This window comes from Sphingobium amiense (assembly GCF_003967075.1).
Lineage (GTDB): Bacteria > Pseudomonadota > Alphaproteobacteria > Sphingomonadales > Sphingomonadaceae > Sphingobium > Sphingobium amiense.
In genome coordinates, this window is sequence record NZ_AP018664.1 from 3289848 (window position 1) to 3314050 (window position 24203).

General features: G+C 66.9%; 21 protein-coding genes and 1 tRNA gene. 10 read left to right on the forward strand and 12 right to left on the reverse strand.

The features are described 5' to 3' along the window. The first annotated feature begins 18 nt into the window (after window positions 1-18). Entirely contained in the window at window positions 19-321 is a 303-nt protein-coding gene (locus SAMIE_RS16055; RefSeq protein ID WP_066700789.1) for a hypothetical protein, read from the forward strand. A gap of 121 nt (window positions 322-442) precedes the next feature. Beyond that, the gene (locus tag SAMIE_RS16060; protein WP_066700788.1) at window positions 443-895 is read left to right on the forward strand and encodes a MarR family winged helix-turn-helix transcriptional regulator; all 453 of its coding nucleotides are present in this window, start codon (window positions 443-445) and stop codon (window positions 893-895) included. 81 nt (window positions 896-976) lie between these two features. Here SAMIE_RS16060 and SAMIE_RS16065 read toward each other — a convergent pair whose 3' ends face one another. Next, window positions 977-1492 carry an outer membrane protein assembly factor BamE gene (locus SAMIE_RS16065; protein WP_066700787.1) on the reverse strand — a complete coding sequence of 172 codons (516 nt, stop codon included), beginning with the start codon at window positions 1490-1492 and terminating at the stop codon, window positions 977-979. Window positions 1493-1615: 123 nt separating this feature from the next. Between SAMIE_RS16065 and SAMIE_RS16070 the strand changes: the two genes are divergently transcribed. Genes SAMIE_RS16070 through dinB form a run of 4 tightly spaced genes read left to right on the forward strand, consistent with a single transcriptional unit; the run spans window position 1616 to window position 4491 of the window. Then, a complete protein-coding gene (locus tag SAMIE_RS16070; RefSeq protein ID WP_232037283.1) occupies window positions 1616-2185 on the forward strand; it encodes a ubiquinol-cytochrome C chaperone family protein in 570 nt (189 codons plus the stop codon). Continuing rightward, window positions 2182-2709 carry a DUF177 domain-containing protein gene (locus SAMIE_RS16075; protein WP_066700786.1) on the forward strand — a complete coding sequence of 176 codons (528 nt, stop codon included), beginning with the start codon at window positions 2182-2184 and terminating at the stop codon, window positions 2707-2709. The genes SAMIE_RS16070 and SAMIE_RS16075 overlap by 4 nt, the downstream gene beginning before the upstream one ends. Before the next feature lie 49 nt (window positions 2710-2758). After that, the gene (locus tag SAMIE_RS16080; RefSeq protein WP_126516875.1) at window positions 2759-3364 is read left to right on the forward strand and encodes a hypothetical protein; all 606 of its coding nucleotides are present in this window, start codon (window positions 2759-2761) and stop codon (window positions 3362-3364) included. Between the two features lie 44 nt (window positions 3365-3408). Continuing rightward, entirely contained in the window at window positions 3409-4491 is a 1083-nt protein-coding gene (gene dinB, locus SAMIE_RS16085) for a DNA polymerase IV (protein WP_066700784.1), read from the forward strand. Window positions 4492-4495: 4 nt separating this feature from the next. On the opposite strand, the gene SAMIE_RS16090 is transcribed toward dinB, so the two are convergent. Further along, on the reverse strand, window positions 4496-5290 hold the full coding sequence (locus tag SAMIE_RS16090; RefSeq protein WP_066700783.1) for a DUF1134 domain-containing protein: 795 nt from the start codon (window positions 5288-5290) through the stop codon (window positions 4496-4498). A 229-nt stretch (window positions 5291-5519) separates the two neighbouring features. Here SAMIE_RS16090 and SAMIE_RS16095 point away from each other — a divergent pair. Beyond that, window positions 5520-5611 (forward strand) — tRNA-Ser (locus tag SAMIE_RS16095). Window positions 5612-5640: 29 nt separating this feature from the next. Here SAMIE_RS16095 and SAMIE_RS16100 read toward each other — a convergent pair. After that, window positions 5641-6939 (reverse strand): chloride channel protein, encoded by a 1299-nt coding sequence (locus SAMIE_RS16100; protein ID WP_233423675.1) that lies wholly within the window; start codon window positions 6937-6939, stop codon window positions 5641-5643. A gap of 200 nt (window positions 6940-7139) precedes the next feature. Between SAMIE_RS16100 and SAMIE_RS16105 the strand changes: the two genes are divergently transcribed. After that, complete coding sequence (locus SAMIE_RS16105; protein WP_066700781.1) at window positions 7140-7691, forward strand: arsenate reductase/protein-tyrosine-phosphatase family protein; 552 nt, start codon at window positions 7140-7142, stop codon at window positions 7689-7691. Here the strand turns inward: SAMIE_RS16105 and SAMIE_RS16110 are convergent. The 4 genes from SAMIE_RS16110 to SAMIE_RS16125 form a co-directional block, all read right to left on the reverse strand. Next, complete coding sequence (locus SAMIE_RS16110) at window positions 7657-8874, reverse strand: carboxylate--amine ligase (RefSeq protein WP_066700780.1); 1218 nt, start codon at window positions 8872-8874, stop codon at window positions 7657-7659. The two genes, SAMIE_RS16105 and SAMIE_RS16110, sit on opposite strands and share 35 nt — an antisense overlap. After that, window positions 8871-9851 (reverse strand): polysaccharide deacetylase family protein, encoded by a 981-nt coding sequence (locus tag SAMIE_RS16115; RefSeq protein ID WP_066700779.1) that lies wholly within the window; start codon window positions 9849-9851, stop codon window positions 8871-8873. The genes SAMIE_RS16110 and SAMIE_RS16115 overlap by 4 nt, the downstream gene beginning before the upstream one ends. A gap of 85 nt (window positions 9852-9936) precedes the next feature. Beyond that, a complete protein-coding gene (locus SAMIE_RS16120) occupies window positions 9937-10431 on the reverse strand; it encodes a flavin reductase family protein (RefSeq protein WP_066700778.1) in 495 nt (164 codons plus the stop codon). Window positions 10432-10470: 39 nt separating this feature from the next. Beyond that, window positions 10471-12732 carry an NADP-dependent malic enzyme gene (locus SAMIE_RS16125; RefSeq protein ID WP_066700777.1) on the reverse strand — a complete coding sequence of 754 codons (2262 nt, stop codon included), beginning with the start codon at window positions 12730-12732 and terminating at the stop codon, window positions 10471-10473. Window positions 12733-12875: 143 nt separating this feature from the next. On the opposite strand from SAMIE_RS16125, the gene mutS reads away from it, so the two are divergent. Both mutS and SAMIE_RS16135 read left to right on the forward strand, forming a co-directional pair. After that, window positions 12876-15524, forward strand: coding sequence for a DNA mismatch repair protein MutS (gene mutS / locus SAMIE_RS16130; RefSeq protein WP_066700776.1), 2649 nt, complete (start codon window positions 12876-12878; stop codon window positions 15522-15524). Window positions 15525-15533: 9 nt separating this feature from the next. After that, window positions 15534-18296: a [protein-PII] uridylyltransferase gene (locus tag SAMIE_RS16135; protein ID WP_066700775.1), complete on the forward strand. Its 2763-nt coding sequence runs from the start codon at window positions 15534-15536 to the stop codon at window positions 18294-18296. On the opposite strand, the gene SAMIE_RS16140 is transcribed toward SAMIE_RS16135, so the two are convergent. The 5 genes from SAMIE_RS16140 to SAMIE_RS16160 all read right to left on the reverse strand — a co-directional run bounded on the left by SAMIE_RS16140 (window position 18293) and on the right by SAMIE_RS16160 (window position 24121). Then, the gene (locus tag SAMIE_RS16140) at window positions 18293-18796 is read right to left on the reverse strand and encodes a L,D-transpeptidase family protein (RefSeq protein ID WP_066700774.1); all 504 of its coding nucleotides are present in this window, start codon (window positions 18794-18796) and stop codon (window positions 18293-18295) included. The two genes, SAMIE_RS16135 and SAMIE_RS16140, sit on opposite strands and share 4 nt — an antisense overlap. After that, on the reverse strand, window positions 18793-19854 hold the full coding sequence (gene ribA, locus SAMIE_RS16145) for a GTP cyclohydrolase II (protein ID WP_066700773.1): 1062 nt from the start codon (window positions 19852-19854) through the stop codon (window positions 18793-18795). The genes SAMIE_RS16140 and ribA overlap by 4 nt, the downstream gene beginning before the upstream one ends. After that, entirely contained in the window at window positions 19854-20651 is a 798-nt protein-coding gene (locus tag SAMIE_RS16150) for an exodeoxyribonuclease III (RefSeq protein ID WP_066700772.1), read from the reverse strand. The genes ribA and SAMIE_RS16150 overlap by 1 nt, the downstream gene beginning before the upstream one ends. 260 nt (window positions 20652-20911) lie before the next feature. Continuing rightward, complete coding sequence (locus SAMIE_RS16155) at window positions 20912-21547, reverse strand: LolA family protein (RefSeq protein ID WP_066700771.1); 636 nt, start codon at window positions 21545-21547, stop codon at window positions 20912-20914. 249 nt (window positions 21548-21796) lie between these two features. Further along, window positions 21797-24121, reverse strand: coding sequence for a DNA translocase FtsK (locus SAMIE_RS16160; protein ID WP_066700770.1), 2325 nt, complete (start codon window positions 24119-24121; stop codon window positions 21797-21799). Window positions 24122-24203 lie beyond the last annotated feature (82 nt).

Consider the following 24203-nt stretch of genomic DNA (forward strand, 5'->3'; position numbering starts at 1 on the left):
CGTAAAGGAGAATGAGACATGGCTGAAGTCGATGGCGCCTATGATTGCGTCGCGAAGACTCCGATGGGCGACCAGAAGGGCGTGTTCACGGTCATCAGCAGCGGGGATCGCTTCAACGGCACCTTTGCAGGCATGATGGGATCGCTCGACGTGACCGATGGTCAGGTCACGGGCAACAGACTGACCTGGAAGATGGAAATGACCATGCCGATGCCGATGACGCTGGAATGCGAGGCGGAAGTGTCGGGGGACCAGATCAGCGGCACGATGCAGCTTGGCGCGTTCGGTGCGTCGGCGTTCAACGGCACCCGGCGGGCCTGACCCTACCCTTGCGGCGTTCAAGGCGCTCCGGTTCGAAAGGCCGGGGCGCTTTTTTTGAGACAGCGAAGTAGACAGCCAAACGCATATTGAACGATAATCGTTAGCTAGCTACCTAATGATTATGGCTATCGACGATCACCGCCGCCTGCTCGGCCACAAAATCACCGCCGTGGCGCGCCAATGGCGACGCTTGGCAGACGAGACACTCAGCGAACTGGGCATGTCCAACAGCGCGGGATGGTGCCTTGTCCATATCCGGGACGACGGTCCTGCGCGGCAGGCGAAGCTGGCCGAAGCGCTGGGCGTGGCGCAGCCTTCGCTCGTCCGCACGCTCGACCGGTTGCAGGGCGCAGGGCTGATCCACCGGGTTCAGCATCCGGAGGACAAAAGGTCCAACCTGATCGGCCTGACCGACGCGGGTGAGGCGCTGGTCGGGCGTATCGAGGAAAAGCTGGAAGCGTTGCGCGAGGCGATCCTGAGCGATGTTCCCGACGAGGCGGTCGAGCTGACCGCGGGCATGCTCGACCTGATCGGCGCGCGCATGATGGAACGCGAACGCAAGGGTCGGCCCTGAACCTCCTGCGAAACGCGCTCGGGGTTCCTGTTTGCCGCATTTTCCGAGCCAGCGGACGAGTCCGTCCGCTTCGAAAATGCTCTAGCTGCCGTTCGGACCGCCGCCGGTGTTGCTGCCGCCGCCCGCGCCGCCCATGCCGCCCGCGCCGACCGCACCGATATTGCCGAAGATTTCGTCGAACAGGCTGCGATGGCGGCCCAGCGTCGGCGTCTTGTCGCCCGACGGCGAGATGCGCGCGACCTGCTCCAGCCCCATCCGGTCCACCGCCGCGACATTGCCCGCCGGATCGAAGCGGACGCGCAGCACGGTCTGTTCCACCGGCTTGGGATTGGAGAAAGCGAGCGAGCGCATCGTGCGCGAGACATAATACCAGTCCTGCTCGCCGAACTGCGACACGAAGCTGGGACGGCCCAGCGTTCCTTCGACCGACGCGCGGTTGTCGATGCCCGGCTGCACCGAATCGACCAGCAGCTTGTCGACCTGATAACCCTGGTGCGTGCGGATGCGGGTGCAGGCGGATGTGCCGAGCAGCATCGCGCTGAGGCCGACGGCGATCAAGAGACGCCCGTGGCGGCTATGGCGGCTGAACTGCGGCATGAATGTCTCCTGCGGGCGCGCCCGCCTGTCCTTTGCGAAACTTGCGATGTCGCCATTGCATCGGGCGACGCAGCGATCAATATGGAATTGCGCGGCTGCCCACAAGGGGCGGCAGGCCGTCCCATGCGCCGCGCCACCTGTATGAACCCTGACGAAAAGTTGTCCGCCATGCCGTCCGCCCCTTCTTTCCTCCAGCGCCTGATAGGTCGCGCCGATCCGCGCGGCGGGCTGCGTCCGCTTTATGAGGCCGTCGTGCGCGAGGGACGGCAGCCCCACTGGTATGTCGAAGGCGCGGTTCCCGACACGATGGACGGGCGGTTCGACATGATCGTCGCAGTCCTGTCGCTCGCGCTCATGCGGCTGGAACAGCAGGGCGCGGCGCAGGAATCGGTGTGGCTGACCGAACTGTTCGTCGACGACATGGACGGCCAGTTGCGGCAGGAAGGAATTGGCGACGTGGTCGTGGGCAAGCATATCGGGCGGATGATGAGCGCGCTGGGCGGACGCATCAGCGCCTATCGTTCCGCGCTGGAGGGCGGCGGGGATTTGCCCGACGCGTTGCGCCGCAACCTCTACCGCGGCGCGCCGGTGGCGCAGGATGCGCTCGACCATGTCGAAGGCGCGCTGCGTAGCCGCTGGACACGGCTCGGCTGCCTGACGCGCGACGCGATGCTGGCGGGAGACATAGGATGACGGGCGCGCCCGAATTTTCCCGCATCGTGAAGGTGGATCAGGTCCGGCGGATGAGCGTCGAGACGCATATCGCGGCCGACGCGGCGGAGCGGGAAGCGCTGGCCCGGCGTTTCGGCCTGTCTTCGCTCGACCGTCTGGAAGCGGACTATGGCCTGACCGAGGAGACGGACGCGATACTGGCGCGCGGGCGTATGCGGGCCGTCCTCGCCCAGCCCTGCGTGGCGACGGGAGAGCCGGTGCCCGAAACCATCTACACCGATTTCGCGCTGCGCTTCGTCGTGGAGACGGGTGACGACCTGCCCGAGGGCGAGGAACTGGAACTCGACGCGCAGGATGTCGACACGATCGGCTATGACGGTCAGGCCATCGACATGGGCGAGGCCATCGCCGAGACGATGGCGCTGGCGATGACGCCCTTTCCCCGCGCCCCGGACGCCGACTCCTATCTGAAAGACGCTGGCGTGCTGAGCGAGGAGCAGGCGAGTCCGTTCGCCGCGCTGCTGGCGCTGAAGGACAAGGGCTGACGGAACCCGACGCCGCGCGCTGCGTCCTTTGGGGATGACGTGGCGGGCGATGACGATGATAATGGCGCTGGCGGCCTGCGATCGGGCGGCGCCCCCGGCGCGTGACGAACCGGGCGGCAATCCGGCCCCGGCGGCTGAAAATTCCGTCGTGGCCCCGGCCCTCCCGCGCCCGGATGCACCCGCACCGCTGATCGGCGAACGGATTGCGCGCGCCGAATGGGCGAAGGCGACGGACGGGGCCGGATGCGCGCCGCTGGCCCTCGTCAGCGATGCGGGCGGCGGGGGCGCCGCGCGGCGGGCGGATTTCAGCGGCGGGTGGGGCGTGGCGTTCGACCGGCCGGGGCTGCGCAGCGCCTATGGCTTTGCAGGACCGGGCATCCTGCCTGGCGACGCAGCATCGGCGGAGATCCAGCGCGCGCGGCTGACCCGGCAATGGCCGCTTATGAAGGACGTCCCGGCTCTGCCCCCGCCCAGCTTCGCCGGATACGGCCTGTCTGGCGCGGAGCCTTATCCGCCCGACAATCCCGAGGGCTACGGCCAGCAGTCGGTCGCCTATCTGCGGGTTGGCGGGCAGACCTGCACCTATAATGTGTGGAGCCGGGTCAGCCGGGCGCATCTGGAATCGCTGCTCGACAATCTGCGGCTGCTGCGCTGACCGACGTTTCCCTTTCGTTCCCGGCTGTGGCATGAAGAAGCGCCATGGAGTCGGCCCCGCGCAAGATCATCCATATCGACATGGACGCATTCTACGCGTCGGTCGAGCAGCGCGACGACCCGGCGCTGCGCGGGCTGCCCATCGCGGTGGGCGGCGGCGGGCCGCGCGGGGTGGTGGCGACCTGTTCCTACGAAGCGCGCAAATATGGCGTGCGGTCCGCCATGCCCGGCGGACGTGCGCGGCGGTTGTGCCCGCAGCTTCTGTTCGTGAAGCCGCGCTTCGACGTGTATCGCGCGGTGTCGCATCAGGTGCGGGAGATTTTCAGCCGGTTCACCGACATCGTCCAGCCGCTTTCGCTCGACGAAGCCTATCTCGACGTGACGGTCAACAAACCGGGCATCGCATCGGCGACGCAGGTCGCGCAGGAGATCAGGCGGATGATCCGCGAGGAAACCGGCCTCACCGCTTCGGCGGGCGTTTCCTACAACAAGCTGATCGCCAAGCTCGCATCGGACCAGAACAAGCCGGACGGCATCTGCGTGGTGCGTCCGCATGAAGGCGCGGCGTTCATCGCTGCGATGCCGGTGCGGCGCATCCATGGCGTCGGGCCGGTGACGGCGCAGCGGATGCAGGCGCTGGGTATAGAGACGGGCGCGGACTTGCGAGCGCGCGACATGGCGTTTCTCCAGGCGCATTTCGGTAGCGCGGCAGGCTATTATTATCGTGCCTCACGGGGTGAGGACGACCGCCCGGTGCGCGAGCGCGAGGGGCGCAAGTCGGTGAGCGTGGAGGATACTTTCTTCGACGACCTGACCGACGGGGCCGCTCTGGCGGCCGAACTGGACCGGATCGCCGTCAATCTGTGGGGCCGGATCGAGAAAGCGGAGGCATGGGGCCGCACCGTGGTGCTCAAGATCAAGTTCGCCGATTTCCGCATCATCACCCGGTCGCGCAGCTTTCCAGCACCGGTGCGGTCGCCGGACCTGCTGGCGCAGACGGGGCAGGACCTTCTGCTGGCGCAACTGCCGCTGCGCATGGGTGCGCGGCTGCTGGGCCTCGGCGTTCACAATCTGGAGAGCGAGGACGCGCCCGAAGAAGCGGGCGCGCAGTTGGCCCTTTCGCTCTAGGCGGTCAGAAAGGCAGCCAGTTCCGCTTTTCGGTGAACTTCATATAGCCCGCATTGACACCCAGCCGGTAACCGACGCCAAGACGGATGGGGATCAGCACTACGTCGCCCCAGCGCAGATAGCTGGCGGTAAAGCCCCCCACCAGATAGGCGGTGCCTTCCGCTGCGGGGAAACGGTGGTAGAGATCCTGCGTGTCGTAGAGATTGTAGACGAGCACGAAGGTGTTGGACGCGTTGCCGCCCACATCGAAGCCGATCGACGGCCCGGTCCAGTAGACCTCCCGCTTGCCCTCGATCTTGTGGGTCAGCGTGCCCGAGCCATAACGCAGCCCCACGACGAAGGCGCCCGATGCCTCCCGCCCGGCGATATAGGCGTTGGGGCGGCCCTGATCCTTCAGGATTTTCTCGATGATACCCGCCAGCCCTTCCGCACCCTTTCCGAATACGCCTTCGGCTGCGCCGATCAGATCGTCCTGCTGGTAGGAATCGCCCGGCGCGATGGCGGCTGGCGGGGAATTCTGCGTGACCGGAGCGCCCGTAGCAGTGGTGGCGCTGCCCGAAGGTGCTGGCTGAGGCGCAGGAGCGGCAGGCTCGCGGCGGACGGTGGGATCGACGCCCGGATCAGTGGGCGCAGAACGTGCCGGGGGCGGCGGCGCGAGATCGGCGTCGATGGCGGTGTTGGGATCGACAGTGCGCACCTGCGCGCCCGCTAGCGGGCTGAAGGCAAGGCCCGCCAGCGCGCCTGCCCAGAGTGCCGCCCGCGCCATATGCGACCCCGCGCGCCCGGTGATGCCCATCATTGTCGTTACTCCCCGCAAAGCCCGCTTCGTCATTCCTGCGCCGCAGAATAGCGGGAAGGAAGCTGAAACCGCAATGAACGAAAGCCGATCCGAGTCGCGATTGCGCCGGTCCGATGTTTTTGCCGTCGAGGCCGCCCATGAAAAATCGCATTGCAGGACCGTTGCCATGCCGCAAAGCCCCCGCTATAGCCGCGCCCTAGCCACTGTCCGCTTGCGGGCAAATCCGTGCGGAGACGTGGGTGAGTGGCTGAAACCAGCGGTTTGCTAAACCGTCGTAGCCTTAAGGGGCTACCGAGGGTTCGAATCCCTCCGTCTCCGCCACCTTTTTCCGTAGTCCTCTGATTTTCCGGTTACGCAGGTGGCGCGAACCGTTGCGACAGGCTGTGGTAGAGCCGGTCCTTGCACACCAGTTGCGCGGCGAAATCGGCGATCAGGGCGGTCGCGAGCAGAGGCAGGAGCAGGCCTCGGCTGGCGGTCGTTTCCGATATGATGATGACGGCGGTAAGCGGTGCGCGCACCACCCCGGTGAAATAGCCGATCATGCCCAGCAGAACGATCGCGCCGGGCGGATAGGAGGGGAAGATGCTGCGCAGCATGTCGCCAACGCCCGCTCCCACCGATAGCGATGGGGCGAAGATGCCGCCGGGCAGTCCCGAAACCGCCGTCGCCAGCGTGGCGGCGAACTTTGCGCCGCCAAACCAGAAGGGCACGTCCGATCCGGCGATCATCGCGTTCGCGGTCTGATAGCCCGTGCCCCATGTGAGGCCGGTGAAAACGCCCAGCAGCGCCACCACCAGCCCGCAACATCCGGCGAAACGCACGGGCCTCGCCCGCAGCCATGCAATAGGCGACCATGTCGCGCGTCCCGCAGCCAGCATCGCGCGCGAGAATGAGCCGCCCGCCAGACCGCCCAATATACCAGCGACAGGGGCTGCGACTATTGCCTCGCGTACCCCCAGGGTCTGATGCATCACGCCGAAATAGACATAGTCCCCCGCAACGCCGAGGCTGACCATGCCCGCGATCAGCACCGCCGCCATCACCAGCAGCGTCATACGCTGTTCATAAGCGGCGGCCAGTTCCTCGATGGCGAAGGCGACGCCGGCGAGAGGGGTATTGAACGCCGCCGCCACGCCCGCCGCACCGCCTGCAATATAGACGGAGGCGCGTAACGGGATACCCATCAGCCGGTGAGCATAGGCCATGATCGCTGCGGAGACCTGAACCGTTGGACCTTCCCGTCCGACCGAGGCGCCCAGCAACAGAGCCGACAAGGTGAGCGCGAGCTTGACGATCACGGTCTTCGCCGACACGAGGCGATCAAGTCCTGAAACGGGATCGCGCGAAGCCGCCATCACCTGCGGAATACCTGACCCGGCTGCGGCAGGAGCGATCCTGCGCGTCAGCCATACAAGACCGGCAAAGCCGATCGGCGTCACGGCGAGGGGCGCCCACCACCAGCGGCGCGCGAAACGCAGAAACAGCTCCCCCGCCTCGTCCGCCAGCCGCGCGAACAGGAGAGCGACGAGGCCGACGAGAATCGCGCCGCCCAAAATCGCGATCCGCCGCCGCCACACCAGCGCCTGCGGACCGTGGCGGCGCAGCAGGACGCGAAAGCGGTCGAATTTGTGCGGAGAGGCTCGCATCATCATCCTTCCTGGGATGCGCCGACTTCGCTCATCACGGGAGACGAGCAGATATCGCGCGCCCTTCCCCCTAACGCACCGGGACCGCAGATGAAACCTCGCCGCTGCAAGGCCGGGGGTTACAAAAGCGTCAATGGCAACCGATCCGCGCAGATGTTAGAGCGGTTCCCCAAGACATGAGAAAAGGCCGGTTCTGACCAGCGATGATGCGATCTTCCTTCGGCACATTTCGTGGACTCGTACGGCTGGCGCTGTCCTACCCGCAGACCGCTTGGGGTCTGGCGGCCCTGTCCCCGGCCGAGCCGGAGGCGGTGCGGCGGCTCGTGTTCGTGTGTCAGGGGAATATCTGCCGCAGCGCCTTTGCCGACGCGGTGGCGCAGGCAGAGGGGATGGAAAGCGCGTCCTTCGGTCTGTCGACGGACACGGGTCGCCCCGCGCACGGTCCTGCAATCGTCGCGGCCCGCACGCTGGGCTATGAGATGGAGGGTCATAGCGCGGTCGATCGCATGGATTTCGAACCGTGCGAAGGCGATCTTCTGCTGGCGATGGAGGTGCGGCAGATGCACCGGCTGGCGGCGGACCCGCGCCTTGGCCACCTGCCGCGCCAGCTCCTGGGCCACTGGGCGCAGCCGCGACTGCCGCATCTGCACGATCCCTACGGTCTCGACGACCGCTACATGGCGACATGCCTCGCGCGGATCGAACGGGCGGTGAAGCGGCTTATCCGCGACTATCCCGGCGCACGGCTTTCCTGACCATCTGCACGATGTCGCGCAGAAACGGCCGGGGATCAGACAGGGCGAAGACATAGTAGCGGCTGCGCGGATCGAGGAAGCCCAGCAGATAGGCGGCGAGATCGGCGAGCGGCGTCAGGCGGAAGAAGGGATCGCCGATGCGGTCGGGCGTCAGCAGCACGCGCGCCAGACGCTTTGTTTCGGGCACCATATAGCGGGCGCGGACGCCTTCGCGCGGAGAAGGCGCGGCATCCTTCTGACCGAGCACGGCGCGGCGATAGGCTTCCCACGCGAAATGCGCGCCGCTATGATGGGCGAGCGGCAGGCTTCCCCAGAAGCGGCCATTGACTTCCATCAGCCAGTAACGGCCGGTGTCCGGCTCATGCCGATATTCGACCATCGCCGGACCGCTCCAGTCGAGCGCGCGCAGCAGTTTTTCGGACAGGTCCATCTGCGCGGTATGATCGCCTTTCGGCTCGTCACGGCACAGCGTCGATACGCCGCCTTCGGGCGGCCATTCGTGCAGGCGGCGGTGCTGGAACCGCAGGGTGGCGTGCCCTTCGGCCATGAACAGCATCTGGCCCAGCCCGACACCGCCGCAATATTGCTGGATAAGCGGCCAGCGCCCGATCGGAGCATAGCGGTCGAGCAGCGCCAGCAGTTCGCGCGGCGTGTGGACATAGCCGGTCTTGACCCATTCCAGACCCGCACGCTCCAGATCGGCCATGACTTCGGGGGGGTTGGCCCATTTGGCGACGAGCGGATAGCGCATCGCCTCTGCGCGGGCGGCGAAATCTTCGCCAGCCTGCGGTTGCCAGGTCTGGGGAACGAGCAGGCCGATGCGCTGCGCGATGTCGAGCGTGCGGCGCTTGTCGATGACGCTGGCGAGCGGCTCGGCCCGGGGGACGAGGATGTGGCAATCGCCGATGCGGGGCGGCAGCGCGGACAGAGCGAGGAGATCGCCCTCGGAAATCGCCAGCACCGCCCGTGCGCCGGTGCGGGCGATGAGGTCGGGCAGCCAGTCCGCCGGATCGCCCTGCGGCCGCAGCGACCAGTCGCGGCAGTGTCGCGAGGCGAGCGCGATCGAATCGGGCGAGCGCGCGACGCCATGGACCGGCACGCCATGCGCGCCCAGCTCGCGCACGACGGTGAGCGCGATGGCGTTTTCCATGCCGATTAGGATTGCGACGGGATGCTGGCTCACTCAGGCACCAGCCGGTGTTCGTAACGCCATGTCGCCCATGCCTGCTGCGCCTGCCGCATCGCGGTGCGGAGCGCGTTCGGCGCGGCGCGGGTGAGCGGGCGCGCAGGCAGGTTCGCCAGTTGCGGATCGAGATCGGCAAAGCCCGCGCCGGTAACGCCGGGAAGCGCAGATGCGCTGCGGCACAGGCTTTCGAACCGGTTCATCACCGCACGATTGGGCCGCCGCCGGTCGCGCGAGAGCATTTCGAAACTGTGCGTCACGACGACATAGGCGGGATGCCGCTCCGCTATTGCGTGGGCAAGGCCCGCGCGCATCTCTGCCGCCGACATCGCGCAGACCTGCGCCGGGCGAAAGCCGCCGGGACGGTCGGCGATGCCGGAGACAGGCAGTTCGACGACGCCCTGCAAAAGCTGCGGCGCGATCTGCGCGGGATCGGCGGCTATGGTGCATTCGCGACCGAGATAGGCGGGGTTGACGCTGCTGTCCCAAGTGACGCCGATATGCGCGAGCGCGCGCAGCGTGTCGTCGCTGGCGCCGAAATTGCCCGCGCGAAAGGCGCGGATCGGCGGCGCTCCCGCTTCCTCCAGCCACTGTTTCGCGAGGCCGAGCAGGGCGATCTGATCGGGCAGGCTGAAGTCGCCGATGTTGCGGCCCCGTCGCCCTTCGACCGGAGACTCCGCCGCCCATTCGAGCCATTCGGTGTGGATATGCATCTGGACCTCATGGCCGCGCGAGAGGATCGCATCGACAATGGGGTGCAGGAAGGCCCGACCATGCACCAGCGCGGGCAGCGGATCGAGGAAGAAGACGCCCGTGAGGCCGTGCCGCTCCAGCACCGCCATCTGCCAGCCGATGCCCGTCTCCTGCCCGCCCGCCTCCGCCCGGATGGACCGGCGCAGATTGTCCTCAAGCGACATGCCGCGCCGCTGGAAGGCGGCGGACAATTCGGTGTCGACGGTGACGAGGAGCGCGGTCATGGACGATTCCGGGAGCGGACGGACGCCTGCTTTACTCCACGAGGGTTAAGGACGGGTAATATGTCCGGTCCATGTCCGCATCGCGTCAGTCCAGCAAGGCGAACTCGCCATAGCTGCCCTGAAAGAAGAGCAGCGGGCGTTCGGCCCGGTCGACCTCCAGCGCGGCGACCCGGCCGATCGCGATATGATGGTCGCCCGCTTCGTGAACGGCATCGAGCGTGCAGTCGATCCACGCGACGACATTGTCGAGGATCGGCGATCCGTTGGCCGACGCGCGATGCGCGATGTCGCGGAACTTGTCCGGTCCCGGACTGGCGATCTGGCGGCAGAGCGATAGCTGGTCCGCCGCGAGGATGTTGACGCAGAAACGGCCCAGTTTTTCGATACGGGGCCATGTGGAGGAGCTTTTCGCCGGAAAGAAGGCGACCAGCGGCGGGTCGAGCGACACGGATGTGAAGGAACCGACGACCATGCCCAGCGGCGCGCCGCCTTCCTCCACCGCGGTGATGACGCATACGCCGGTGGGATAATGGCCGAGCACCCGCCGGAAGGTCGCACTGTCGAAACCCGCTTCGCTCACATGTCACTCCGCACGCTCAATTATCGGCGCCCGACGCTTCTATAGCGCGATACCGCCTGCCGCCAGCACCGCGAGCGTCAGAAGTTCCGATGCGTTCGACGCCATGGTGGCGATCTGCACCGATTTCTCCATCCCCACCAGCAGCGGCCCGATGAGCGAAGTCCCGCCCAGTTCACGAAGCAGCTTGGCCGATATGTTGGCCGATTGCAGCCCCGGCATGACGAGGACGTTGGCGGGACCGGACAGGCGGCTGAACGGATAGCTCTTCATGACGGCGGGGTTGAGCGCCGCGTCGGGCGTCATTTCGCCTTCATATTCGAAATCGACGTTGCGGCTGTCGAGGATCTTCACCGCATCGCGGACATTGTCGAGGAAGCTGCCGGGCGGATTGCCGAAATTGGAGTAGGACAGGAAGGCGACGCGCGGGTCGTGGCCCATGCGCCGGGCAACGGCGACCGTTCCTTCTGCGATGTCGGCCAGTTCGGCGGCGGTCGGACGTTCGTTGACGGTCGTATCGGCAAGGAACACCGTCTTTTCCTTCGCCACCATCACGTGAATGCCGAAAGGAGTGCGGCCGGCCGCCGGGTCCATCACCCGCTTCACCTCGCGCAGGGTCTGGGCATAGGGGCGCGTCATGCCCGTCAGCATCGCGTCGGCGACCCCCATCTTCACCAGCAGCGTGCCGAAGATGTTGCGATCCCGGTTCACCATCCGCTCGCAGTCGCGACGCAGATAGCCGCGCCGCTGGAGCCGGGCATAGAGCAGGTCGACCATGTCGGGGACGAGCGGCGAATTGACGCTGTTGTGCAGCTCGAAGCTCTCGGGATCGCGCACGCCGAGCGCGCGCAGCCTGTCCATCACCTCGCCGCGTCCGACCAGCACGGGGATGCCATAGCCCAGCTCCCGGAACTGGATGGCGGCGCGCAGCACCACTTCCTCCTCCGCTTCGGCGAAGACGACGCGCTTGGGATGCGCCTTGGCGATCTCATAGGCGCTGGTCAGCACCGAAGTGGTGGGGTTGAGCCGCGCTTTCAAAGACTGGCGATAAGCCGCCATGTCCTCGATCGGGCGTTGCGCGACACCCGATTCCATCGCCGCCTGCGCGACGGCGGCGGGGACGACTTCCATCAGGCGCGGGTCGAAGGGCGCGGGGATGATATAGTCCGGACCGAAGCTGTGCGCGCGGCCATAGGCTTTGGCCACTTCCTCCGGCACCGATTCACGCGCGAGTTCGGCGATGGCCTTGGCCGCCGCGAGCTTCATCGCCTCGTTGATGCCAGTCGCCCGCACGTCGAGCGCGCCGCGGAAAATGAAGGGGAAGCCCAGGACGTTGTTGACCTGATTGGGGAAGTCCGACCGGCCCGTCGCGACGATTGCGTCGGGGCGTGCGGCCTTGGCGACCGGGGGCAGGATTTCCGGGTCCGGATTGGCCATGGCGAAGATGATCGGCCGATCGGCCATGGACTTCACCATCTCCGGCGTCATCGCGCCCGCGACCGAAAGGCCGAGGAACACGTCCGCGCCCTTCACCGCCTCGGCGAGCGAGCGCGCGTCGGTGTTTACCGCATGGGCGGACTTCCACTGGTTCATGCCCTCGGTGCGGCCCTGATAGATGACGCCCTTGCTGTCGCACATGATGACATTGTCGTGGCGCACGCCCAGCGCCTTGATGAGTTCGGTGCAACTGATCGACGCTGCACCCGCGCCGTTCACCACGACCTTCATGTCCTTCATGTCGCGGCCCGTCAGCAGCGCAGCGTTGAGGACACCTGCCGCCGCGATGATCGCGGTGCCATGCTGGTCGTCATGAAAGACCGGAATGTTCATCCGTTCCTTGAGCGTCGTTTCGATAACGAAGCATTCGGGCGCCTTGATGTCCTCAAGGTTGATGCCGCCAAAACTCGGCTCCATCAGTTCGACCGCGTCGATGAAGCGGTCGACATCCTCGGTCTTGAGTTCGATGTCGATGGAATCCACGTCGGCGAAGCGCTTGAACAGCACCGCCTTGCCCTCCATCACCGGCTTGGACGCGAGTGCGCCCAAATTGCCGAGGCCCAGGATCGCCGTGCCGTTGGAAATGACCGCGACCAGATTGCCCTTGGCCGTGTAATCATAGGCGGTAGCCGGGTCCGCCGCGATGGCGCGCACGGGAACGGCGACGCCGGGCGAGTAAGCGAGGCTGAGGTCGCGCTGCGTCGCCATCGGCTTCGACGCGATGATCTCGATCTTGCCGGGGCGACCTGTCGAGTGGAAGAACAGCGCCTCGCGCTCGGAAAATTCCACGCTGGACGTGTCGGTCATGCTGCACCCCTGTGTCGGAACGATGGGGCTGGCCCTAGCGGCAAGATCATCCTGTGGGCAAGTGCGAGAAGCGCAAATTTCGCGGGCCATGCGGCCCCGAGGCTCTGGCCTCGCCCGCCGCTTCGCGGTATCGGCCTTCTCCCATGGCGTCCCCGTCCGAAAGCAGCACACAGCCCACCCCGATGATGGCGCAATATCTGGCGCTGAAGGCGGAGGCACGGGACTGCCTGCTTTTCTACCGGATGGGCGATTTCTTCGAACTGTTCTTCGACGACGCCAGGATGGCGGCCGCCACGCTCGACATCGCGCTGACGAGCCGGGGCGAGCATGAGGGGCAACCGATCCCGATGTGCGGCGTTCCGGCGCACAGCGCGGAAAGCTATCTCGCGCGGCTCATCAGGAGCGGCCACCGCGTCGCCATTGCCGAACAGACCGAAACGCCCGCGCAGGCCAAGGCGCGCGGCGGCAAGGCGCTCGTGGCGCGGGCCATCGTGCGCTATGTGACGGCGGGCACGCTGACCGAGGAGACGCTGCTCGACAGCCGGAGCGACAATCTGCTCGTGGCGCTGGCGCAGGTGGGGGGTGACGGATCGGGCGAGGTCGGAATAGCTGCGGCGGACATTTCGACCGGCCGGTTCGAAACCATGTGCTGCCCAATCAGCGACCTAGCCGCCGAACTGGCGCGGCTGCGCCCCAGCGAAACGGTGGTGGCGGAAGGATCGACATTCGATCTGCCCGACTGCCATCCGTTCGACCGCGCCGCCTTTTCGAGCGCAAGGGCCGAGGAGGCACTCAGACGGCTGTTCGGGGTGACGACGCTCGACGGGTTCGGCCAGTTCGGGCGGGCGGAGCTGGCGGCGATGGGCGGCCTCGTCGCCTATCTCGACCATGCGGGCAAGGGCACGCTCCCCTTCCTCGCGCCGCCGCTGCGCAAGGCGAACGGCGCGCATGTCGCCATCGACGCCGCCACGCGCGAGAGTCTGGAAATCGTCGCCACGACCGGGGGAACGCGCGCCGGGAGCCTGCTGCATGCCATCGACCGCACGGTGACGGGCGCGGGCGCGCGACTGCTGGCGCAGGATCTGTCCGCGCCGCTGCTCGACCTGCCGCTTATCGAGGCGCGGCTGGGCCTCGTGCAGATGGTCCACGACGAGCCGGGGCTGCGCGATCAACTGCGCGGCGCGCTGCGGTCGCTGCCCGACATCGGGCGGGCGCTGGGGCGCGTGGCGGTGGGACGCGGCAGCCCGCGCGACCTGGGGCAATTGCGCGACGGGCTTGGCGAAGCGCGGCTGCTGCGCGAGCGGCTGGGGCGGCTGCCCGATATGCCGCCGCTGCTGGCGCAGTTGCTCCCGGCGCTCGACGGGCATGGGGCGCTGGTCGATGCGCTCACCCGCGCGCTGGTGCCCGCGCCGCCCACCGAGACCGGCAATGGCGGCTATATCGCCGATGGTTTCGATCCCGCGCTGGACGAACTGCGGCGCATGGCGGGCGATGGACGGAGAGCCATTGCGGCGCTGGAAGCGAAATATCGCGAGCAAACGGGGATTTCCTCGCTCAAGATCCGGCATAATGGCGTGCTCGGCTACCATGTCGAGGTGCCCGCCCGTGCCGCCGATGCGCTGATGGCGGCGGACAGCGGCTTCACCCATCGCCAGACGCTGGCGGGGGTGGTGCGGTTCAACTCCATCGACCTGCATGAGGAAGCCGGGCGCGTCGCGCAGGCCGGCGCGCATGCGCTGGTCGCCGAAGCCGCACATCTGGAGACTCTCATCGAAGCGGTGCTCGACCGCAAGAGCGACATCGCCCGCGCCGCCGACGCGCTGGCGCGGCTCGACGTGGCGGCAGCGCTGGCGGAACGGGCGGCGGAAGGCGGCTGGACGCGGCCCCATTTCGTCGCTGCGGACGGGGCGGGCCAGTGCCTCGACATCGTGGGCGGGCGGCATCCCGTGGTGGAGGATGCGCTGCGGCGGGAGGGCCAACCCTTCGTCGCCAACGACTGCCGCCTGTCGGAAAGCGACCGTCTGTGGCTCGTCACCGGACCCAATATGGGCGGCAAATCGACATTCCTGCGGCAGAACGCCCTGATCGTCATTCTCGCGCAGGCGGGCGGCTATGTGCCCGCCGGATCGGCGACGCTGACGCTGGTCGACCGGCTGTTCAGCCGTGTGGGCGCGTCGGACAATCTGGCGAAGGGCCGCTCCACCTTCATGGTCGAGATGGTGGAGACCGCCGCGATCCTCGCACAGGCAACGGAGCGCAGCTTCGTCATTCTGGACGAGGTGGGTCGCGGCACATCGACCTATGACGGCCTCGCGCTCGCATGGGCAGTGGTGGAGGCGGTGCACGAGGTCAATCGCTGCCGATGCCTGTTCGCCACCCATTATCACGAGCTGACCCGGCTGGCCGAGACTTTGCCCTCGCTCTCGCTCCACCATGTCCGCGCGCGCGAGTGGAAGGGCGACCTTGTGCTGCTGCATGAACTGGCGGAGGGTCCGGCGGACCGCAGCTATGGCCTTGCCGTCGCGCGGCTGGCGGGCTTGCCGCCTGCGGTGCTCAGGCGCGCAAAGGACGTGCTGGCGCGGCTGGAAGCGGGCAAGGCGAAGACCGGCGGTATCGCGGCGGGACTGGACGACCTGCCCCTCTTTGCCGCCGCCGCCGCGCAGGAGGAGGAAAAGGCCGACCCCCTGCTGGCCGCCATCGACGCGATCGACGCCGATGCGCTTTCGCCTCGCGAGGCGCTCGATCACATCTATCGGCTGAAACAACTGGTCGCGCAGCGGCAGCATGACTAGATAAGGTCCATGGTCATGCAGTTTCCCGCCCTCGGCGCGCGTCGCGCCATCATCGACCGGCGGGCCATTTCCGACAGGATCAACGCCCTCGCGCAGGACCATGAGGGCGACGCCATGCGATTGCGCGGCCTGATCGTCCGCGAACTCAAGGCCGCGCTGGAGGAAGGGCGGGCGGAAATCGCGCGGCGGCTGGACGCCAGGCCGACGCGCGGGCGCGAGAGCGTGAGCGCCTTCGCCTTCCTGATCGACCAGATCCTGCGCCTGCTCTACGACGCGACGACCCATCACCTCTATCCTGCGGGCAACCGCAGCACGGGCGAGCGCATCGTGCTGATCGCGGTGGGCGGCTATGGCCGGGGCGAAATGGCGCCGCACAGCGATGTCGACATCGGCTTCATCACCCCGTGGAAGCCCACCGGATGGACCGAGCAGGTGATCGAATCCATGCTCTATTCGCTCTGGGATCTGGGTCTGAAGGTCGGGCATAGCAGCCGCTCGGTCGATGAAACGATGCGGATGGCCAAGAGCGACCTTACCGTGCGCACCGCTCTCCTCGAAGCGCGCTATGTCTGGGGCGACAGGGCGCTCTACGAGGAAACGTCGGCCCGTTTCGACGCGGAAGTCATGCAGGGCAATGCCCGCGCCTTCGTCACCGAAAAGCTGGAGGAACGCGACGAGCGGCACAAGCGCATGGGCGACAGCCGCTATGTCGTCGAGCCGAACGTCAAGGAAGGCAAGGGCGGCCTGCGCGATCTGCACACGCTGTTCTGGATCGGCAAATATGTGAACCGCGTCCGGTCCGTCGCCGAACTGGTGGATGTGGGGCTGCTGACGCAGAGCGAACTAGGCCAGTTCCAGAAGGCGGAAGATTTCCTCTGGGCGGTGCGGTGTCATCTGCACACCATCACGGGCCGGGCCGAGGACCGGCTGACCTTCGACCTTCAGCTCGAAATCGCGACCCGGATGCGCTTCACCGCGCGTGCGGGGCGATCCGGGGTCGAGCGGTTCATGCGCTATTATTTCCTGAACGCGAAGACGGTGGGCGACCTAACCGCCGTGTTCCTCGCGCATCTCGACGACCAGATGGGTCCGAAGGGACGGCGTTACATTCCCGCCATCTTCCGCCGGCCCAAGAAGCTCGACGGGTTCGTGCTGGAGCGGGGGCGGCTGGCGCTACCGAGCGAGGATTTCTTTCAGACCGATCCGGTGCGCCTGCTGGAGATTTTCGCGGTGGCCGACCGCCACGGCCTCCAGATCCACCCCAGCGCGATGCGCGCGGCGAGCCGGGACGCCGGTCTCATCACCGCAAAGGTGCGCCGCGACCCGCGCGCCAACGCCGCTTTCATGGACGTGCTTACGTCGCCCCGCGACCCCGAGACGGTGCTGCGCTGGATGAACGAATCGACCGTCTTCGGCCGCTTCGTGCCCGATTTCCGCCGCGTCGTCGCGCAGATGCAGTTCGACATGTATCATCATTATACGGTCGATGAGCACACCATCCGCGCAGTGGGCCTGCTGGCGCGGATCGAGAAGGGCGACCTCGACACCGATCACCCGCTCGCGACCGAACTCATGGGCAAGATCTTGTCGCGGCGCGTGCTCTATGTCGCGGTGCTGCTGCATGACATCGCGAAAGGGCGGGGCGGCGACCATAGCGTGCTGGGCGCGGAAGTGGCCGAACATCTCTGCCCGCGTCTGGGCCTGACGCCCGCTGAGACCGAGACGGTCGCGTGGCTGGTGCGCTATCACCTGCTGATGTCGGCGACCGCATTCAAGCGGGATCTGGCCGATTACAAGACGATCCTCGATTTCGTCGACGTGGTGCAGAGCCCCGAGCGGCTGCGTCTGCTGCTGTGCCTGACGGTCGTGGACATCCGGGCGGTGGGACCGGGCGTGTGGAATAGCTGGAAGCGGCAGTTGCTGGGCGACCTTTTCGAATCGGCGGAGGAAGTGCTGCGCCTCGGCCACAAGCAGAAGGGCCGGGGCGAGCGTGTCATCGCCAAGCAGGAGGGGCTGCGCGCGGCGCTGGGCATGAACGAGGCGGACTTCGCCGCGTTCAGCGCGCGGCTGCCCGAATCCTACTGGATCGCCGAGCCGGAAGACATTCTGATCCACAATGCGCAGCATATTCTGGCGTCGGGCGATGCGCCGCTCTCGATCGCGGCGCATTATTATCCGCAGCGCGGCGCGACGCTCGTCACTGTCTATGCCGCCGACCATCCGGGCCTGTTCTACCGCATCGCAGGCGCCATCCATCTGGCGGGCGGGAACATCATCGACGCGCGCATCCACACCACGCGCGATGGCGTCGCCATCGACAATTTCCTGGTGCAGGACCCGTTCGGTGGCGCGTTTCACAGCCCCGAACAGCTCAACCGCATCCGCAACGCGATTGAGGATTCGCTGTCGAACCGCCACCGCCTCATCACCAAATTGTCGGCGCGGCCCTTGCCCCGCACCCGCGCCGAAGCCTTCCGCATCGAACCCAATGTGTTGATCGACAACAAGGCGTCGAACCGGTTCACGGTGGTGGAAGTGAACGCGCGCGACCGCCCGGCGCTGCTCTTCAGCCTCGCCAACGCGCTGTTCCAGTCGAAGGTCACGGTGCACAGCGCGCATGTCGCCACCTATGGCGAGCGCGCGGTCGACACCTTCTATGTCACCGACCTCATCGGCGGAAAGATCGAGAGCAAGGCGCGGCTGCAGACGCTGGAACGGCGCCTGCTGGAAGCGGCGGGCGGCGAAGTCGGGCAGGCGCTGGAGATGGCCTAGGCCATAATCTCCATCGCATCGCCGGGCCGCAGCATCGGCAGCAAGCGCAGCATGTCTTCCCGCTCAACGGCGACGCAGCCTGCGGTGGGCCGGCCTTCGGACAGGTGGAAGAAGATGGCGCTGCCCCTGCCGGGCCGGGGCGGTGCGTCGTTGTGGCCGAGGACGACGATCACGTCATAGGCGGCGTCGGCGCGGATCAGGCTTTCGGCGGAGAAGGCGCGGGGCAGGCGGACAGGGCGGTTATAGGCGGGATCGGCGGGATCGTCAGACCAGCCGTCCCCGACCCGCACCCAGCGCCATGGCAGGCGGATTTCGCGTGGCGCGACTTTGCCGGGACACAGCAGCACGGCACGGATCGGCCAGCGCCCGAGCGGTGTGCAGCCGTCGCCTTCCCGCTTCGCGTCGGCAGCGCACGACCCGCCCCGGCCGATGGCGCAGGGCATTACGAGATCGCCGAAGGTCAGGCGGCCCGCTGCGCTTTCCACCTGAACGATGGTCATAGCTGGTGGCCGGTGCGGTCGCGCTTGGTGGCGAGATAGCGTTCATTGTGCGGATTGGCGGGCAGGATGATCGGCAGCCGCTCCGCTACGCGGATGCCCGCCGCTTCCAGCCCCGCGACCTTGTTCGGATTGTTGGTGAGCAGCCGCACTTCGCGCACGCCCAGAAGGTCGAGCATCCGCGCTGCGACCGAAAAATCGCGCGCGTCGATGGCGAAGCCCAGCCGGACATTGGCGTCGACGGTGTCGAACCCCTGATCCTGAAGCGCGTAGGCGCGCAGCTTGTTGACGAGGCCGATGCCGCGCCCTTCCTGCCGCAGATAGAGGAGGATGCCCCAGCGCGCGTCGGCGATCTGGTGCAGCGCCTGATGCAGTTGCGGCCCGCAGTCGCATTTGAGGCTGCCCAGCACGTCGCCGGTCAGGCATTCGCTGTGGATGCGGATGACGGGCGGCGTGGCATCGCGCCTGCCGACCACCAGCGCGACATGCTCGCGCGGTTCGTCGGGGCTGCGGAAGGCGACGATCTCCGCGCTTTCGCTGGCGTCGACCGGCAGCCGCGCGCGGGTGGCGACGGCGAGGTGGACGGCATCGTCATAGGCCGCGACATCCTGTGCGCTCGCCTCCGCCTCGACCGGGCCGTCTTCGGCGGTGACGAAGAAGGCGGGGAGGATTCCCGCCAGCCTGGCGAGGCGCAGCGCCGCCCTGGCGGCGTCCGGCGCGGCGAGCGGCAGCGCGCGGAACGGTCCCTTGAGCGGGGAGGCGAGGTCAAGCACCGGGTCGGAGATGGCGGTCGCGACATCGGCGTCGATCCAGGGCGCCCGCTCGACCAGCACGGGAAGGTCGGGATCGGCGGCGGCGAGCTGGTTGGCGAGCTTGAGCGTTTCGGCGCGCGCCGCCGAAATCAGGATGTCGGCGCACCCGGTGGGGTCGAACCCGGCCAGCGTCACCGCGTCCGCGCCCTCCACCGCCATCAGCCGCAGGGCGCCGTCATCCGCGGCCAGCCGGATCGGCCAGCCGCGGCGCAGCGCGTCGATGGCGCGGGCGGCGGCGCGACCGCTCATCAGAAGACGAAATCGGTGATGATGGGGATATGGTCCGACGGCTTCACCCAACTGCGCGCGGGTTCGACGACGCGGTGGCTGACCGCCCTGTCCGCCACGTCGCGCGTCATCCACATATGATCGAGCCGCCGCCCCCGGTCGGACGCGGCCCAGTCCTTCGCGCGATAGCTCCACCAGGTGTAGAGCCGCGCGGGCGCGGGGTGGAAGTGACGGCCGATGTCCACCCAGTCGTTCGAGGCCTGAAGCCGGCCGAGGATTTCGCATTCGACCGGCGTGTGGCTGACCACGTCGATCAACTGCCTGTGGCTCCACACGTCGCATTCGAGCGGGGCGATGTTGAAATCGCCGGTCAAAATCGTCGGCTTGTTGTCGAGCGCGGCCGACCACTGGATCATGCGTTCGAGGAAATCGAGCTTCTGCCCGAATTTCGGATTGACGGTGCGGTCGGGCACATCGCCGCCTGCGGGCACATAGACATTCTCGATCCGCACGCCGTTATCGAGCCGCACGCCGACATGGCGCGCCTCGCCATTGGCCTGCCAGTCGAACCGGTCGTCCTCGTGGATCGGCACCTTGCTCAGGATCGCGACGCCATGATGCATCCGCTGGCCGTTCAGCACCTGATGCACATAGCCCATGCGGCGGAACATCGCGGCCGGGAAAATGTCGTTCACGACCTTCGTTTCCTGAAGGCACAATATGTCCGGCGCTTCGTCGCGCAGCAACTGTTCGACAATGTCGATGCGCGCCCGGACGCTGTTGATGTTCCAGGAGCAGATGGAGAGCGTGTCGGCCATGCCAAGCCAACTAGGGTTGCGCGCTTCGTTGCGCAAGCGGTCGCAGGGGAAGGGGACAAAGTAAGACCCCCGCTCCGGGGGCATGGAACGGGGGTCTCGATCGCGCCCTTGAAGCGCTTTGCGACGGGAGGGGGAAACCGGGTAACAGGGGGGAAATCCCGGTGGTCTCTCGCGTCGTGGAGATCTGAATAGCGCCACTCGTATGAGCGCTGGATGAACGAAAACCGCCCTTTTTCCGTTCGTCTTTCCGGAGGCTCCGTCTATCCGGCCGAACGGCCGCGCGGGCGGGGGTCGGTCCAGCGGAACGCAGAATCGGCGACGGGCACGCCGTAGCGCTGGCCGGTGAGGCGGACGGCGGTGCGATTATTCTGCGAATCGAGCGCCACCCAGCCGTAGAGCTGAAGACCCGCGGGGCTGGCCGCGTCGCGCCGGAAGATCATCGTGATCGTGCCGAATTCCGGGCGGCGCGGATCGCGTGCCTGAACGCTCAGGATCGCAGGATCGTCGGTCGGGACGACCTTGCCGAATTTCGACAGATCCTTCGACGGGTCGATCAGCGCGGCGAGCGGCGAATTGCCGATGGGCCAGCGCTGCACCTGCCGCACTTCATAGTCGATGACGGTCAGCGCCTTGCCATCGCCCACGATCAGGAGCGGAACGCCCTTCTGATACTGGAAACGGATCTTGCCCGGCTGCTTCAGCGTCAGCTGGCCGGTCAGCGTCTGGCCGTTGCGGTCGGTCTGGCTGAAATCGGCCGTCATGGTGGTGACGGCGCGGATATAGGATTGCACCTTCGCGAGATCGGATTGGGTCTGCTGCTGCGCGATGGCGGCACCTGCCAGCGTCAGGGCGGGCGCGCCAAGCGCGAGCAGGAGGGGCGCGGTCATGCGCTTCATCGGGATCGACTCCATGTTGTTCAGAAAGCGGGTTCTATGTCGTGGCGATTGAACCCGTTGTGAACCCGGTCGTTCCGTTGCGACAACATTCCTTCGGCGACCCGAGCGACAAAAAAAGGCCGGTCACGAGGACCGGCCGGAAAGTTTTTAGGAGAGGATGCCTGAAAGGCCCGTTCCTTATGCGCGGGCATCGGCCATGCCGCAAATGCGAAGAACGTCGTTCCGGTTGCGCAATGTGCAATCGCCCCGTCAGAGCGGGTTGCCATTCTCGTCGCGCAGAACTTCGCGGCGGCCGACATGGTTGGGGGGGCCGACCAGCCCTTCCTCCTCCATCTTTTCGATGAGGCGCGCGGCGCTGTTATAGCCGACGCGGAGCTGGCGCTGCAGCCAGCTCGTCGACGCCTTCTGGTTCTCGAACACGAGCTGGCAGGCCTTGCGGAACAGTTGCGCGTCGGGGCTGTCGTCGCCCAGATCGACGCCATCGAGCGCGAAGCTGCCTTCCTCCGGCTCTTCGGTGACGGCGGAGATATAGTCGGGCTGGCCCTGCGCGCGCCAGTGATCGGCGACCACGCGCACCTCGTCATCGGACACGAAGGGGCCATGGACGCGCATCAGCCCCTTGCCCCCGTGCATGTAGAGCATGTCGCCCTTGCCCAGCAGTTGCTCCGCGCCCTGTTCGCCGAGGATCGTGCGGCTGTCGATCTTCGACGTGACGAAGAAGCTGATGCGGGTCGGCAGGTTAGCCTTGATGACGCCGGTGATGACGTCGACCGACGGGCGCTGCGTCGCGAGGATCAGGTGAATGCCCGCGGCGCGCGCTTTCTGCGCGAGGCGCTGGATCAGGAACTCGACTTCCTTGCCCGCCGTCATCATGAGGTCGGCCAGTTCGTCCACCACCACGACGATCTGCGGCAGCGGCTGGAAATCGAGCTGCTCCTCCTCGTAGATCGGCTTGCCGGTTTCGCCGTCATAGCCGGTCTGGACGCGGCGGCCCAGGGGCTTGCCCTTCGCCTTCGCGGCGCGGACCTTTTCGTTATAATTGGCGAGGTTGCGGACGGAAATGGACGCCATCATGCGATAGCGGTCCTCCATCTGCTCCACCGCCCATTTGAGCGCGCGAATCGCCTTGGCCGGCTCCGTCACCACGGGCGAGAGCAGATGCGGGATGTCGTCATAGGTCGACAGTTCCAGCATCTTGGGGTCGATCATGATGAGCCGTAGCTGATCGGGCGTCATGCGGTAGAGCAGCGACAGGATCATGGCGTTGAGGCCCACCGACTTGCCCGATCCGGTCGTGCCCGCGATCAGCAGGTGGGGCATGGGCGCCAGATCGGCGATGATCGGTTCGCCCGAGATATTCTTGCCGAGGATGATCGGCAGCGTCGCTTCCTGCGCGAACTGTTCGGAGGTGATGAGTTCGCGGAAGGACACACCCTCCCGGTGCGCGTTGGGCAGTTCGATGCCGATGACGGTGCGGCCGGGAATGGTCGCGACGCGCGCCGACAGCGCCGACATGTTGCGCGCGATGTCGTCGGCCAGCGCGATGACGCGGCTTGCCTTGATGCCGGGCGCGGGTTCCAGTTCATACATGGTGACGACCGGGCCGGGGCGCACTTCGGTGATGTTGCCCTTCACATGAAAGTCGTCGAGCACCGATTCGAGCAGGCGAGCGTTCCGTTCCAGCGCGGCCTTGTCGATCTTGCCGCCCTGATTGGCGGGAATCGGATTGAGGAGGTCGGGCGAGGGCAGCGAGCTGTGGCCGAACAGATCGTCCTGGCTGACGGGCGCCATGGCGCGCTGCGCCGGGGCGGGCTTGGGCGACTGGATCGTGATCGGCGGCTTGGGTTCGTTCATCACCTGCCTGCGCGGGGGGATGACGCGCTCCGCCGGTTCGTCATCCTCGTCGAACAGATCGTCGCGCGGCGGGGAGCCTGCCAGCGCAAGGGCCGGACGCGGCAGGCCGAGGCGCGGGAGGCTGGGTCGGCGCAGGGCGATGATCGGCTTTTCGAGCGCAAGGCTGCGATACCAGACGAAGAAACCGGCGATCAGAGCGGCGATGACGAGCGCGCCCCTGATCCACGGCGCGGCGGCAGGCGCCTGCGCGGTCAGGCTGGCGATCCCCTTGGCGGTGACGAGACCGATGACGCCGCCCCAGCCCGCGGGCAGGCCGACCAGCGGCTCGGTCTGGAACAGAGCCAGCGCAATACCGATAAGCGCGATGCCGATTAAGCTCTTGCCGAACTGCCCCTTCCAACCGCTCATGTCCTGATCGCCCCACAGCCGCCGCGCGGTGATCGCCATCAGCGGGAGGATCAGCGCCACGGGCACGCCCAGCAGCCAGAGCAGGAAATCGGCGGCCCACGCGCCGGGCTGCGCCATGATGTTGGCGACATGATCGCCCGCCACGGTGTTCATCGACGGATCGCTGGGCGCATAGCTGAGCAGCGCGAGCGCGACGAACAGGGTCGCGGCGATCAGCGCCAGCGCGCCGATCAGCGCGCCGCTGCGAATGAGGCTGCGCTTGAGCATCTCGCGCCATTCCGGCTGTCTCTTGACGGTGCGGCCGACGGCCATAACTGCCCCATGTCCCCTAAATGTTCTGTCCGGCACAATGCGCCGAGGCGGGAGTCGCCGTCAAGTGCGGGTGCGGGCGGTT

Coding starts and splice junctions, on each gene's coding strand:
- SAMIE_RS16100 (WP_233423675.1), bottom strand. CDS start 6,939: ATGATGCGAGCCTCTCCGCACAAATTCGACCGCTTTCGCGTCCTGCTG.
- SAMIE_RS16090 (WP_066700783.1), bottom strand. CDS start 5,290: ATGATGGGCATCACCGGGCGCGCGGGGTCGCATATGGCGCGGGCGGCA.
- SAMIE_RS16065 (WP_066700787.1), bottom strand. CDS start 1,492: ATGCCGCAGTTCAGCCGCCATAGCCGCCACGGGCGTCTCTTGATCGCC.
- SAMIE_RS16160 (WP_066700770.1), bottom strand. CDS start 24,121: ATGGCCGTCGGCCGCACCGTCAAGAGACAGCCGGAATGGCGCGAGATG.
- SAMIE_RS16075 (WP_066700786.1), top strand. CDS start 2,182: ATGACGGGCGCGCCCGAATTTTCCCGCATCGTGAAGGTGGATCAGGTC.
- SAMIE_RS16080 (WP_126516875.1), top strand. CDS start 2,759: ATGACGATGATAATGGCGCTGGCGGCCTGCGATCGGGCGGCGCCCCCG.
- SAMIE_RS16055 (WP_066700789.1), top strand. CDS start 19: ATGGCTGAAGTCGATGGCGCCTATGATTGCGTCGCGAAGACTCCGATG.
- dinB (WP_066700784.1), top strand. CDS start 3,409: ATGGAGTCGGCCCCGCGCAAGATCATCCATATCGACATGGACGCATTC.
- SAMIE_RS16125 (WP_066700777.1), bottom strand. CDS start 12,732: ATGACCGACACGTCCAGCGTGGAATTTTCCGAGCGCGAGGCGCTGTTC.
- SAMIE_RS16150 (WP_066700772.1), bottom strand. CDS start 20,651: ATGGCCGACACGCTCTCCATCTGCTCCTGGAACATCAACAGCGTCCGG.
- SAMIE_RS16155 (WP_066700771.1), bottom strand. CDS start 21,547: ATGAAGCGCATGACCGCGCCCCTCCTGCTCGCGCTTGGCGCGCCCGCC.
- ribA (WP_066700773.1), bottom strand. CDS start 19,854: ATGAGCGGTCGCGCCGCCGCCCGCGCCATCGACGCGCTGCGCCGCGGC.
- SAMIE_RS16135 (WP_066700775.1), top strand. CDS start 15,534: ATGGTCATGCAGTTTCCCGCCCTCGGCGCGCGTCGCGCCATCATCGAC.
- SAMIE_RS16140 (WP_066700774.1), bottom strand. CDS start 18,796: ATGACCATCGTTCAGGTGGAAAGCGCAGCGGGCCGCCTGACCTTCGGC.
- SAMIE_RS16105 (WP_066700781.1), top strand. CDS start 7,140: ATGATGCGATCTTCCTTCGGCACATTTCGTGGACTCGTACGGCTGGCG.
- SAMIE_RS16115 (WP_066700779.1), bottom strand. CDS start 9,851: ATGACCGCGCTCCTCGTCACCGTCGACACCGAATTGTCCGCCGCCTTC.
- mutS (WP_066700776.1), top strand. CDS start 12,876: ATGGCGTCCCCGTCCGAAAGCAGCACACAGCCCACCCCGATGATGGCG.
- SAMIE_RS16070 (WP_232037283.1), top strand. CDS start 1,616: ATGCGCCGCGCCACCTGTATGAACCCTGACGAAAAGTTGTCCGCCATG.
- SAMIE_RS16060 (WP_066700788.1), top strand. CDS start 443: ATGGCTATCGACGATCACCGCCGCCTGCTCGGCCACAAAATCACCGCC.